The 12,876-nt window shown below is 46.3% G+C and carries 12 protein-coding genes; 1 reads left to right on the top strand and 11 read right to left on the bottom strand.

Going from position 1 to position 12,876, the window contains the following annotated elements; genetic code table 11:
* Position 1: 1 nt before the first annotated feature.
* The 4 genes from AC3WTJ_RS04685 to AC3WTJ_RS04670 all read right to left on the bottom strand — a co-directional run bounded on the left by AC3WTJ_RS04685 (position 2) and on the right by AC3WTJ_RS04670 (position 3,181).
* Positions 2-1,051 (bottom strand): ABC transporter substrate-binding protein, encoded by a 1,050-nt coding sequence (locus AC3WTJ_RS04685; protein WP_492520795.1) that lies wholly within the window; start codon positions 1,049-1,051, stop codon positions 2-4.
* Positions 1,052-1,075: 24 nt separating this feature from the next.
* Positions 1,076-2,122, bottom strand: a complete 1,047-nt coding sequence (locus tag AC3WTJ_RS04680) for a Nif3-like dinuclear metal center hexameric protein (protein ID WP_492520794.1) — start codon at positions 2,120-2,122, stop codon at positions 1,076-1,078.
* A 414-nt stretch (positions 2,123-2,536) separates the two neighbouring features.
* Complete coding sequence (locus tag AC3WTJ_RS04675) at positions 2,537-2,890, bottom strand: Na-translocating system protein MpsC family protein (RefSeq protein ID WP_127455782.1); 354 nt, start codon at positions 2,888-2,890, stop codon at positions 2,537-2,539.
* A gap of 150 nt (positions 2,891-3,040) precedes the next feature.
* Positions 3,041-3,181: a hypothetical protein gene (locus AC3WTJ_RS04670; RefSeq protein WP_492520793.1), complete on the bottom strand. Its 141-nt coding sequence runs from the start codon at positions 3,179-3,181 to the stop codon at positions 3,041-3,043.
* A gap of 138 nt (positions 3,182-3,319) precedes the next feature.
* Here AC3WTJ_RS04670 and AC3WTJ_RS04665 point away from each other — a divergent pair, with 138 nt between their 5' ends.
* Positions 3,320-3,553, top strand: coding sequence for a DUF1348 family protein (locus AC3WTJ_RS04665; RefSeq protein ID WP_492520792.1), 234 nt, complete (start codon positions 3,320-3,322; stop codon positions 3,551-3,553).
* On the opposite strand, the gene AC3WTJ_RS04660 is transcribed toward AC3WTJ_RS04665, so the two are convergent.
* The 7 genes from AC3WTJ_RS04660 to AC3WTJ_RS04630 all read right to left on the bottom strand — a co-directional run bounded on the left by AC3WTJ_RS04660 (position 3,542) and on the right by AC3WTJ_RS04630 (position 12,846).
* Complete coding sequence (locus AC3WTJ_RS04660) at positions 3,542-4,915, bottom strand: sulfatase family protein (RefSeq protein WP_492520791.1); 1,374 nt, start codon at positions 4,913-4,915, stop codon at positions 3,542-3,544. The genes AC3WTJ_RS04665 and AC3WTJ_RS04660 overlap by 12 nt on opposite strands.
* Positions 4,916-4,959: 44 nt before the next feature.
* Positions 4,960-6,468 (bottom strand): sulfatase-like hydrolase/transferase, encoded by a 1,509-nt coding sequence (locus AC3WTJ_RS04655; RefSeq protein ID WP_492520790.1) that lies wholly within the window; start codon positions 6,466-6,468, stop codon positions 4,960-4,962.
* 52 nt (positions 6,469-6,520) lie between these two features.
* Entirely contained in the window at positions 6,521-7,384 is an 864-nt protein-coding gene (locus AC3WTJ_RS04650; protein ID WP_492520789.1) for a carbohydrate ABC transporter permease, read from the bottom strand.
* The gene (locus AC3WTJ_RS04645) at positions 7,384-8,289 is read right to left on the bottom strand and encodes an ABC transporter permease (protein WP_492520788.1); all 906 of its coding nucleotides are present in this window, start codon (positions 8,287-8,289) and stop codon (positions 7,384-7,386) included. Before AC3WTJ_RS04645 ends, AC3WTJ_RS04650 begins: the two co-directional genes overlap by 1 nt.
* 81 nt (positions 8,290-8,370) lie before the next feature.
* On the bottom strand, positions 8,371-9,909 hold the full coding sequence (locus AC3WTJ_RS04640) for an extracellular solute-binding protein (RefSeq protein ID WP_492520787.1): 1,539 nt from the start codon (positions 9,907-9,909) through the stop codon (positions 8,371-8,373).
* A 110-nt stretch (positions 9,910-10,019) separates the two neighbouring features.
* Positions 10,020-11,828 (bottom strand): sensor histidine kinase, encoded by a 1,809-nt coding sequence (locus AC3WTJ_RS04635; protein ID WP_492520786.1) that lies wholly within the window; start codon positions 11,826-11,828, stop codon positions 10,020-10,022.
* Between the two features lies 1 nt (position 11,829).
* Positions 11,830-12,846 carry a response regulator transcription factor gene (locus AC3WTJ_RS04630; protein WP_492520785.1) on the bottom strand — a complete coding sequence of 339 codons (1,017 nt, stop codon included), beginning with the start codon at positions 12,844-12,846 and terminating at the stop codon, positions 11,830-11,832.
* Between the last annotated feature and the right edge of the window lie 30 nt (positions 12,847-12,876).

The following is a 12,876-nucleotide window of genomic DNA, read 5'->3' as shown; positions in this document are numbered from 1 at the left end:
TCTATTCCGCCTTCCCGATTTTTTTCACAAAGCTCATATCCACAACGGCGTCGATGTCAGCTACTTTCTGTTCAGGTTTCAGCACACCGTTCTCGATCAGCACCTTTTGCAGCGTGTCAAATTGCTGGGCATTCAATTCCGGCACGGCCGGCCAAGTATCCTGCTTCATGTACCGATCAACCGATTGAATAATAATATCTTTGGGCGTTCCATCAAAAAACGGCATCAATGAGTTAGCGATATCGTCCGGAGATGCGGTTTGCATCCATGCTCGACCTTTGGCTACGGCATTGACGAATTTCTGGATAATGACAGGGTTTTTCTTTATGTAATCGGAGGTGGCCACATAAGAAGTTTCAGGGAAAGCACCAAAATCTTGTCCAACCGAAGCAACATAATGAGCTTTACCTTCCTTCACCAAGCTGGACGCGATAGGCTCGAAGACTTGAATGTAATCCCCTTTGCCGCTTGTGAAAGCTCCCGCCATGGCCGTCGAGGCGATATTCGTCACAACGTCCGTCTGAGCAACCTTCTCTTGCGTCAATTTCGTGTTCAGCACCATTTGCGGTGCACTGCCAGGCCTCCAGCCAATCACCGACTTGCCTCCCAAGTCACTCCATTTGAAATTATCTACCTTATTGCGCGAGAGTAAAAAAGAGCCATCCTTCATCGTGAGTTGGTGAAAGATTTTAAGTGTCTTATCTCCTTTTTGGTTATAAATGTAGATGGCAGTCTCGGGCCCGACAAGCGAAATATCGGCAACGCCGGCGATCAGTGCAGCCGCTCCTTTGTCCGAGCCTTGCGCGGTATTCATATCCACGTTCAGCCCTTCCTCTTTAAAAAATCCTTTTTCCATAGCAATGTAATGCGGCGCATAAAAAACGGAACGGATAACCTCAGAAAACTTGACGGTTTGCAGAGCTTCCTCTTTCTTCTTGTCCGCTGCTGCGGCTGGCGCAGTTGTCGAAGACGTTGTCGAGCTACATCCAGTGGCAGCTGTCAGGAGCATAGCGGCAAATAAAATAATGGCGGTTTTCTTCATTTTTAGCATGAGCAATCATCCTTTCAAAAATGTTTATAGGAATTGTACAGCCTGGGGCTGTTTTGTCACCAAATGTGTCTCCGCCATTTCTTTCCCATAATCAACCATCACCTTGTGTCCTACATCCTTCAGGGGAACAGCGGTTATACGCTCTCTGAGTAAAAATACTTCAACATCGGGGAGCAGCATTTCTAAGGCATACGCGAGTGGAAGCCCATTCTCCATAAGTTCAACGGAATGCGAATTGCCGACGATAAAATTAAGCCCACGCCGTTTGGCCAGGTCAACAAAAGCATGATCATCTCTCACCCGGCTGATGCTCGCAATAATGGTATCGGTCTCGGGATACATATCCAAGGCCGTTTCCAGATTGCTCATGGAAAATCCGGTATGCGGAAAAAAGTGCAGGACATGCTCTACGGGACTATTCACCGTGCCGCTTAGCAGCTGTGCCGGATTCGCAAGCGTCGCTTCTTGCAGGGAATGCTCTCCGCGAATCGCCCGTTCTGCTTCAAGAATGTCACCATCCATTTCTCTCCCCATCAAACGATGGATACGTTCCAGGATGTCCCCCGCCGTCTTAATCCCATCCAAAGCTATTCCCTTATGTAAAATGTTGCCCGGAACGCCGCCGAAAGCAATGTCCGTCTTCAATTTGCGATGACCATGCAGAAATGTCATGCCGGGATGCAGTCCGTGGAACGCTTCGTGCATTTCGATCAGAGCCAAATTGTATAAAGGCAAATAATCCGAGAATGGCACTCCCCCTGAGCTGGCGGCGTCTGCTACGGGATGATGCACAACAATGAGGTCAAGTTTCATAGCTGAGGCCAGCTCGATCACCGATTCGGTCAGGGTCATGCCCACACCGATTTTCTTGACCGGTTGCTTTTTATCGCCGAAAATGAGACCAGGAATTTCAATGACGCTTTTGCCCGGGATATTCGAGGTTTTCATAACAACGTACGGGTTCGTTCCCGAAGTAATCTCATTCCAATCCATCACCATCCTGCCTCTAGAAATGGTATTCAGTGCCTCAAGTACTTGTCCTACATCCGATTGCTTTTGGATTTGCTTCATTTGTGCCCTTCCTTTCTCCTGATGCTTTTTCTAACTTGCCAAATAACAAATAACCGCTACTTATGAGCATACGGACTTAAAGAATCCGATAGTGTCATTAGTAGCGGTCGTAAAGCTCTCCAGAAATCGGAGCTCCTTAGCACCTGCATGAAAATAGGCTTGTAAAGAGCAGCACTATGGCATCTGATCTCTTGTTCACACAAGGATTCGACCCTTAATGCTTCCTCCTGTAAAACGCTTACACTGCCATCATAGCATAAATTTGCGAAAAATACTCTGATAATTGCACATTGTATACAAAAATATTTTCCGGATATTTATGTCAGTAAATATAACAACAAATAAAGTTAATGTCAATGAAAAGTTGAAAACCTCCATTCAAAACGCCAATTCACGTCATGTTATATAACACAACTATTCCAAAGGCTCTTTAAACAAAATCACAGTACCCGATAATTCCGTTTCAGGGTCATAATCCTTGAGCACCAGCTTAACCTCCAGGCCAAGCTTACTCTCAATCTGCTGCTTGAGCATGCGCTTGTTGGCTTCCATAAGCAGAATGTCCACGCTAGCGGTCAAACTCCGATTGGAACCATCCAATATTTTCAAAGCTGGTATACGCTTGTGCGTGGCAAAAATAAACACCTTGTCCCCGGAGATGTCAACCTTTTGCGATTTGATGCCGGTTCCGAATATTTCCTGATTGATAGAATTATAGATCTTAATAATTTCCTGTTTCAGTTCGCCGGGCGAGTATGAATGCTTCATCAAACCGCTCCCTACCATTTTTTCTCCCATTATATCACAAGGAAGTTAGCGAGAATTAAGATTTCCGTTAACTCTTGATTGGAGGGGAGCCGGAGTCCTCTATTTGTAGCAAAACAAGCTATTTCCTCATTGGAGGGGAATTACAGGCTCTTATTTGGCCGCCACAGCACGTTTTCCGACAGAATTGGGCAAAATAGCGGACCGCAGTTCCCCCTGCAAGTGAAAGAGGTGCCTTTTCAGTAAAATAACGGACTCTAGTTCCCTCACCCCATGCGGGAGCACTAGCATCACCAAAAAAACCTCCCATTCACCTTCACTCGGAAGAAGAATAAGAGGTTTTAATGTCACACACCTAAATCACAGCCACATATACTGGCACATATGACTATGCCCCCTTTTGAGAAGGGAATATTACAAAGGAGAACTTGTATGCGAATTTTTTTAACACCATTTACATTGGAAACGGCAACGGCTAAAGTTCGAAAAGCTGAAGATGACTGGAATACACGCAATCCTCAACTGGTCGCACTAGACTACACCGAGGATTGCCGCTGGCGGAACCGAGTCGAATTCCCTGTAGGAAGAGCAGAGATCATCGAGTTTCTTACGAGAAAGTGGAATAAAGTATCCGAGCCTATCCGAACTAGAGCTTTAATCAATTAGCGAACCAGGGCTGCCTGCGAGAAAGTCGCCGGTCACTCGCATCCAGTCCTCGAGTGCAGCATTAAGCCGTTCCATCGGTTCTTCGCCGATCGCATCGTTGGATAAATCCGTCGTTTCCCAAGGGTCGTCAATCAGATTAAATAACTGTACGCGATTGGTTCCTAATCCCGTAAGGGGCGAACGGTAGTAACGAATGAGCTTCCACTCCCCATCCATCGCCATGCGCTGCACATCTTTGTACACCGAACATACAACGTCTCGGATGGAATCCCCTTCCTCTGAGACGAGCGGGAGCAATGATAGGCCCTCCGTTCCTTCCGGAAGCTCCACATCAGTCATTGCAGCCACCGTCGGGAAAATATCAATATTACTGGAAAGTCCCGTGAGCTGTCTGCCTTGCGGCAGGCCAGGCCCAGACATAATGAGGGGAATTCGAACGCTATGTTCATACAGATTCTGTTTCCCCATTATACCGTGCTGCCCAAGGGCTAACCCATGATCTGCGGTATACACGATAAGCGTGTTCTCATAGATGCCCTTCACTTTCAGAGCTTCCACGATCCGCCCGATCTCCGCATCCATGTGAGTGATCATCGCATAATAATCTGCGATATGCTGGCGAATTTCCTCCCCATCCCGAGGCAGAGAGGCCAACTTCTCATCACGAACTGACATTTCTCCATTGTCAAAAGGGTGTTCCTGGCTAAAGTTAGCAGGCAGCGGAATATCGTCCCGATGATACATGGAAGCATAAGGCTCCGGCGCTGTTCGTGGATCATGAGGTGCCGTATACGCCACATACAGGTAGAACGGGCTCTCGTCCTCATAGGCTTCAACAAACTGCACGGCGGCATCGGTGAATAATTGCGTCGAGAACGTTTCTTCGATATATTCCCGCTCCTTAGCATACGCGCCCGTTGGATCGAAGTCTTGGACAGGCACTTGGGTATGCGGGCTCATGCCGTAAAAAAACAGCTTGTCACCGCCATCAAAGCTTCTCGCAAAACTCGCTTTGTCGTTATGCCATTTGCCGACCGCATGCGTGTAATAACCCGATTCCCGCAGCGTTTGAGGCATTAATTTGATGTCGGGACGAATGTCTGAAGAGTGCACACATTTGTGCAGTTCCTGTCCGACCATGGTGTGAAAAATGGATTTTCCCGTATTAACGCACGCCCGGCTTGGGGCACAGACAGCTCCCGTTAATCCGCCGAAAATATGAGTATTCCTGAACGAGACGCCACTATCCGCTAATCCATCCAATACGGGAGTCTGTAGAACCGCGTTTCCGAAAGCACCTATCGCCTCATCGCGATGATCGTCTGAAATAAGAAAAACGACATTCGGTCTTTTAGCCTGCATGATGCAGCACCAACCTTCCCCAAATTTGCCTTTCATTCATCTTTCTAAGGGAGATCCCGCATGCGCTTAAATATTTTCAAGGCTCCGTCTCTATGCTGAACCATCCAATCCGCCAGCCTTAATCTAAGGAAACGCAGTTTCTCCGCATAGTCAGCATGATCAATCAGATTTTCCAATTCGTAAGGGTCCTTGCTTAAATCATAGAGCTCATCGAGGTCACCGCAATTAAACACATACTTCATCTTTTCATAACGAATCATTCTTTGCGTATACATCACGCTCTCAAGTCCTGAACATTCCGTTACAACACAATCCGGCCATGAAGCCAAAGGCTCATTGTCATTACGCAGCATAGGCGCAAACGAACGTCCATCCCGGTTCTCCGCTTTTTCCCGCTCTACACCGGCCAACTCAAGAATGGTCGCATACAGATCGCATGTGCCAACAAAGTGATTTTCTGCACGGTGCACGCTTTCTCCTGCCGGCTTTACAAATAAAGGAATACGGCATGTTTCCTCATACATGAAAAATGCTTTATCGCTTAATCCGCCATGAATACCCAGTGATTCGCCATGATCCGCCGAAAAAATAATCGTCGTATTGTCATAAAGATCATGCTCTTTTAAATAAGCGATGATTCGACCAATTTGCTCATCAATAGAGCTCATAAAGCCATAATAATGCTTCACATATGGAGCAAAAGCTTCCCATTCCTTCGATTTCGCGCTTTTCGCTTTATGGATCGACGGTTTCTTATGCCCCTCATCATAAAAATTAGGCCAAGGCTCCAGTTCCATGTCACGGTACAGATCGAGATGCTTGGTCGGTGCCATATATGGCTCATGCGGTCCCCAGTAGTTAAGCGCAAAAAAGAACGGCTTCGAACGTTTACGGAATCGATCCATGTAATGAATAGCCCGTTCTGTCAAATAGTACTCCACCGTCGATTCAATAGGTGAGACCACTTCCGCAGCGGTATGAACATCGAAATTGCCGGATAACTTATTTTTCGTCTCGAACGAGAGGTTATTTTCTTCCAAGTAGTCCTTGAACTGTTTATAGTGATAACCGCCAATCCCATGACCCGGGAAATCGTCCGCTTCATACCCTACATCCGAAGGGAGTGAACGCATATCGTATTTAAACTCCGGAAATTGAATGACATGCTCGCCCTGGCTCAAGTAATGTTTCGTTTCTGCGGAATCATTGCCTTGACCCAAGTGCCATTTTCCGGTATAACCAACACTGTAATTTTGCTTCTGCAATTGTCGGCTGAGCAGGTCCGGATGATCCGGCAGCTCCCTGATCAAGCAATGCGATCCATATGAGTTCGCCTGCATGCCCACATTAAACGGGTAATACCCGGTTTGCAAAGAGGATCTTGCCGGGGTACAAATCGGACAACTCGTATAGGCATTCGTAAATACAATACTATCTTCCGATAACTGATCGAGATTGGGTGTTTGGCACACCTTTCCGCCGTAAGCCTTTAATGTATCCACACGTTGCTGATCGGTCAAAATCAATAAGATATTTTGGTTTTCCTTACTCATTTGATCCCCAACTCCTCATCGTTTTTTGTTCGTGCTTTGTAGCTATTTATATTCAGCCTTTAACGGAACCTAACAGCATTCCTTGGTTAAAATGTTTTTGCATGAATGGGTAGACGAGCAGCATCGGTGCCGCAACGATGACGACAGCAGCCATTTTGACCGGTGGACCGTACTCGAAGCCTTCAACGACAAGCATCATTGAGGAATCACTGGATTCAATAAGCATTTGCCTTAAATAGACTTGAAGAGGCCACATCTGCGTATCGTTCAAATACAACAATGCCGAGAAATACGTGTTCCAATTTTGAACCATATAAAATAGAGTGAACGTCGCCACCGCCGGCATCGAAAGCGGCAGTACAATTTGCCAGAACAAACGAAGTTCCCCGCAGCCATCCATTCGCGATGATTCTTCCAGTTCGGCCGGGAAGTTTTGGAAAAAACTCCTCATCACAATCAAATGAAACGGCGCAATCGCCCCAGAGAGCCAGAGTGAACTATAGCTGTCCAAAAGTCCGAACGCCTTGATGACCAGGTAGGTCGGGATAATCCCGCCACTAAACAGCATGGTGACAAGCACTAGAAAATTGATGGTTTTACGTCCGGGTAACCAAGCCTTCGATAAGCCATATGCCATCAAACTGGTCATCGTGATATTAATCGCCGTTCCTATAATCGTAATCACGAGCGAATTTTTAAAAGAAGTGATGAAGTTTTGCTCCCGCAGCAGAAACTGGTAGGAGTTGAGCGTCCATTCCTTTGGAAATAAGAAGAATCCTCTTGCTAACACTTCATGTTTTGTAGCAAACGAAACGACCACAACATAAATGAAAGGCACAATAACAAGCAGCGATGCGAACGCTAATAAAGTGTATACGATCCAAACAAACAGCCGATCGGTTCCTTTGGCAGCCATCAGTATACCCCCTCTTCCCCAAAGCGCTTCGCCAGCGCGTTCGCCGTAATCACAAGCACAAGGCCGATAGCTGATTTGAATAACCCCACTGCCGTTGTAAAGCTGAATTGTGCCGAGAGGATACCCGACCGATATACATACGTATCAAAAACATCGGAAACGTCCATATTAAGCGGATTTTGCAGCAATAACACGTGTTCAAAGCCAATATCCAGCACCTGCCCAAGCCGTAAAATAAACATGATGAAGATGACGGATTTGAGTGCCGGAAGACTTATATTCAGCATTTGCTTCCATCGGCTTGCGCCATCTACGACTGCCGCCTCGAACAAGGTCGGATCTACAGAAGCAAGTGCCGCCAGAAAAATGATTGCACTCCAGCCGGTCTCTTTCCAAATATTTTGAATCAAATACATGAACCGGAAATATTCGGGATTCGTTAACAGATCGAACCGCTCCCAGCCCCAGGAAATGAGCAGCTTATTCAACGCTCCGTCTTGGGTTGAGAACAAGATTACGGTCATACTGACAACGACAACCCAGGACAGAAAATGAGGTAAATACGTAATGGTCTGCACCGATTGGCGGTAGGCCTTCAATCTGACTTCGTTCAGCAGCAGCGCTACAATGATTGGAGCCGGAAAAAAGAGAAATAAATTCAAAGAACTCATGATCAACGTGTTGCGCATCAAGAACCAAAAATCAGCCTCCGTAAATAGGCGGCGGAAATGCTCTAAGCCGACCCAATCACTATGCAGGAAGCCATCAAATGGATCATAGTCCTGAAAGGCAATGGCGACGCCGAACATTGGTAAGTAACGAAATAGGATGAAAAAAAGCACGCCCGGTGCAATCATCGCATAAAGCGGTAATCCACGGCGGAGCAGTTTCTTGGTTGCCGTCATTGTCGCTCCTCCTTCCATAAGGATAAGTCTCTGTTTAACAAAGAAGGAAACCACGAAACCGTGGTTTCCCCAGTAGAAGATCTACTTCATTTTTGCATAAATGTCATTGATCTCTTTCGTAATTTGGTCGCCGCCGCCTGATTTCCACTGCTCGACCGCTTTATCGATGCTTTCTACAGGCTCTTGACCGACAATCACTTTGACAATGGCATTTGTAAACTTTTTCTCCAGTTCACTGCCGACCTTCGTCTGCGTTTCCGAGACAAGACCTGCCCCAGGATTATCGTATCGGTAGGGTTCTGTATTTTTAAACCAGGTAAGAACCTTGTCCGCATAAGCTTTGTCATCCCATAGGCGAATCTGGATGCCCGGATCATAGCGACGGATAAACCACGTAGACAATATTTGCGGACGATTCGTAGTAAAGGCTGGAAGCACAGTGAATTTGTCGCCTTCTTTTTTGTAATCCACACCTTCAATACCGTTCTTGATTAACGTATATCCCTCATCCGAAAGCATGTAATCGAGTAACTTCAAAATTCGCTGCTGCTTTTTCACATCGACTTTGGCATTCACGACAATCTTCGTCGTACTGATCACCGTATTAGCAAATTGTAATCCTGTCGGTCCTTTCGGTGGTGCAAGCTGGACAATGTCCGCTTTCGGGTCGAGCTTTTGAACACTTGGCAGGCTAATTGTATACAACTCATTCGGATTAACCTCCGCCATCCCGTTCGTGTTTGCCTCCAATTTATTCCACGGATCTCGTTCTTTATTTACGGCAAAATCTTTATCCAACACGCCTTCCGCATACGCTTTGCGCAGGAATCCGGCAAGATCTTTCCATTCCTTCGCTTGCGATTGCATCGGTACAAGCTTGCCGTCTACTGTCTTCCAGTTATTCGCCAGTCCGAAAGCGCCTTTCAAGTAATCAATGTTTCCTAAGCCGCCGTTGACACCAACAGTCATACTGAAGCCAATCGTATCTTTCTTCCCGTTGCCGTTCGGATCCCTGTCAGCGAACGCTTTGCCTACATCGTAGAACTCATCTACCGTTGTAGGCATCTTTAAATTCAATTTATCCAACCAATCTTTGCGAATCGATAAATTGCTTCGGAAGCTTGGCGCATACATCGGCAAGCCATAGATATGATCCTTCGGATTCATCATTTGCAGATCGTGTTCCGGGATCTCTTTTGTCAAGTTCGGGTACTGCGAGAGCAGTGGTTTCAAGTCGAGAAAGACACCTTTCTCCTGCCATTTATTGTACGAAGTTGCATTCCAGATTTGGAAGATGTCAGGAAATGCGTTCGAGGCTGCCATTACATTGATTTTCTCTTCATAGTTATCCCCAGGCACCCATTGGAACTTCAAATTGATGTTCAGCTTTTCATTCAATTTCTTAATCATGGGATGGTTCTCCGGCCAGCCACCGCCGGCAGCTGTGCTGACGAGCATCGTGATATCCATTTTCTCCGAACCGTCATCCACATTCGCATTCTGTTTGGCCGTTGGCTGAGTAAACTCCTCTTTGCCGACAGTTCCTTTGCTAGTGCTGCAGCCTACCAGCCCAGCTGCTATTACAATCATTGACATTGAAAGCGTCAACATTTTCCTCATGCTTTGCTCCCCCTCATACTCGTCAAGTAAGTTTTTACATCCTCAGTATAGAGCAGAAGAGAAAAACGCTCCTTATCCGTTTTCACGATTTCCTATCCAATTTCACGAATCTATCCTGCGTCTGCTATTCTACGATAGGGTAATCGAATGGATACAACCGTTCCTTGTCCTGGAAACGAATCAATTCGAATCCCGTACTTACGGCCATATCGCAGAACAAGCCGGGCATGTACGTTGGAGAGACCTAATGAGCCGCTGGCAGACGGGAAGCCGTTGGGACTCTCAGACTCCTTGCGCAGCAAATCTTGAATGTCCTCTAGCTGAGCCTCGGGAATTCCTTTCCCATTATCCGCAATTTCCAAGATCAGATCTCCACTTTCTTCAAAAGCGTTGATGATGATCGTCCCTTCTCCGCCATTGGGTTCAATGGCATATTTGACGGCATTTTCTACGATTGGCTGCAACGTCAACTTCATGCACAAGCAATCGTAAAACTTCTCATTCACCGAGATGGTACGGATAAACGACATAGGAAAACGGAGCTTCACGATTTCCAAATATTTCGCCATAATCTTCAGCTCGTCGTGAAGGGTGACCTCTTCGTTTTCGAATCTTGCCGTATAACGATAAACGTCGGCTAAATTGCGCGAGATTGTCTCAATTCGTGGCACATTTTCTAGAAAAGCCATACTTTTGATAATCCCCAACGTGTTGTATAACAAATGGGGATTTATTTGATTTTGCAAAGCCCGAATCAAGGCTTCTTTTTGCTTAAGCTCTAGCTTCATCTCTTTCATTTGAAGATTGGTGACCGTCGTCATCAATTGGTCCAACCTAGAAACCATGTGGTTGAAGCCCACATTCAGACTCTGCATTTCATCCTGCTGATTGGATAGGTACGCCCGGACATTCAAATCACCGGTCGACACTTTCGCCATTAAATTTCGCAAGGTAATAACCGGTTTGACAAACCGACTAGTCATGAGCGGAATAATCGTCACAATAATGATGGCTACGGCTAGAAACGCGATAATAATCGACCGCTCCACAGCTTTGGCTCCCACTTCCAGCTCACTTTTAGGCACCATGGAAACGACGTGCCAGTTCATCCGGTTCGTTTTGTTAACGGATATCAGCCAATTTTGCCCATTCCAATTCTGATTAAAAGTTTCGTTCCCTTCATTCAGCTGGAGACTGGACAGTGGCGTATTAGCCCTAGGGATGCCAAGCCATTCGTCATTCGGATGGTAAATGATGGTATCATCCGGCGATACGACAAAGAAGTAACCCGTATCTCCGATCCGCACGTCTCCGAAGGAAGCACTGATGTATTTGGGCATCACATCAATGACGAACCTGCCGATAATATCCATCGTCACGGTGTCGTAGACGGGCTTAACAATAGAAATCACCGCATATCTGGGTTGTTGCGGATAGTTGGTCAAATGAGTAGGAATGATTTGGATCTGTTGGTCATAATCGAGCGAAAACCACGGCTCCCGCCAGTAATAGGACGACTGCGAATAAAAAAAGCTGTTCATCGACACCATCTGGTTATTCGTGGACATCAGAAACATACCGACGATTTCCGGGTGGTTCATTGCAGTAAACTTGCGCATTTCTTTCTCAATTGCTTCAGTTTGCTCCGGCAATAAGGACTGGCCGCGCAGAAACGCTTGGAATTGTGCATTCGCAGGCATAGGCGCAGATGTCTGAATGATTTGCTCGATATAATCGTTCATTCGGAAGCTGAACCGCGAAGCGGCATCATTGGATGCGTCCACAAATTCACGCTCAATCACTTTTTGAAATCCTTGATTCGATATCAGCAGGACAACAAGCAACGACAGCAGGTTGAGCAATAAAAAGCCAATTGTCATACGTGTTTTAATCGAATGCATTTTCGTTTTTAGCTGCACGTTACAAACCCATTCCTTTCCGAAAATCATTCGGCGTCATGTCCGTCAATGCCTTGAACACTCTATTGAAATAGGGAAGTGAAATAAATCCAACCATCTCAGCGGCCTCATAAACTTTAATGTCATCCTCCACCAGGAGCGCCTTCGCTTTCTGAATGCGGACACCGTTCAGATAGTTAACGAATGATTGATTCGTATGCTGCTTGAATAAATAACCGAAGTAAGACGGGCTCAAATTCGCAACCCGAGCTATTTTGACCAATGTTAGCTGCTGCATGTAATGGCTTTCAATATATTCAGTCACCTTACGGATGACAGCGCGTATTTCTGCGTTAGCCGATTGATTGGACTGCAGAGTCAACGTCTCCAGCAGGTTTTGAAAATAACGCAAAATGTCGTCATGATGATCCCAAGCTGGTCGAGCAGGCAACTCGCAGCTCATCTTATCTCCCTTAATCAATTCCGTTAATTTTCCCGCAAAAATCTCCAATATCGTTCTACGTGTTCCCGGGCGAGCCGATTGCAGCTTGCGAATTTCATTCAGTATGCTCGTCAGCTTGGCAAGCCGTTTCTTCGCATCCCATTCATGCATCTGCTCAAGAAAGCTTACGATTTGCTTAAGATAACCTTGCATCTCTTTAAACATAGCCATCCGGTTCAGCGACCGATGCAGCGCATCCTCGAGTTCTTCCTTCATAAGCGGCTTCAGCAAATATTCCGAAACGCCGTACCGTACGGCTTGCTGAGCATAAGAAAAATCGTCATAACCGCTTACAATGATTGAAACGATAGGAAGCCCCGCCTCCTCTATATCACGAATGAGCTCTAAACCGTCCCGTCTCGGCATCCGAATGTCAGTCACAAGTATCGTAGGCCACAGCTCGTGAATCATATTCCAAGCATCCTCGCCGTCCATGGCTTCACCGACAATCTCGAAACCTTCACCGATTTGCTCGATCATTTCAACCAGCTCACTGCGCAACCATAGTTCATCTTCAGCAACAACGATTTGTACCATATTGGATTCCTCCCTTTACAAAATGGTTGC

Source organism: Paenibacillus sp. FW101-FHT12H11 (genome assembly GCF_058790355.1).
This window is presented reverse-complemented; position numbering and strand designations above follow the sequence as displayed.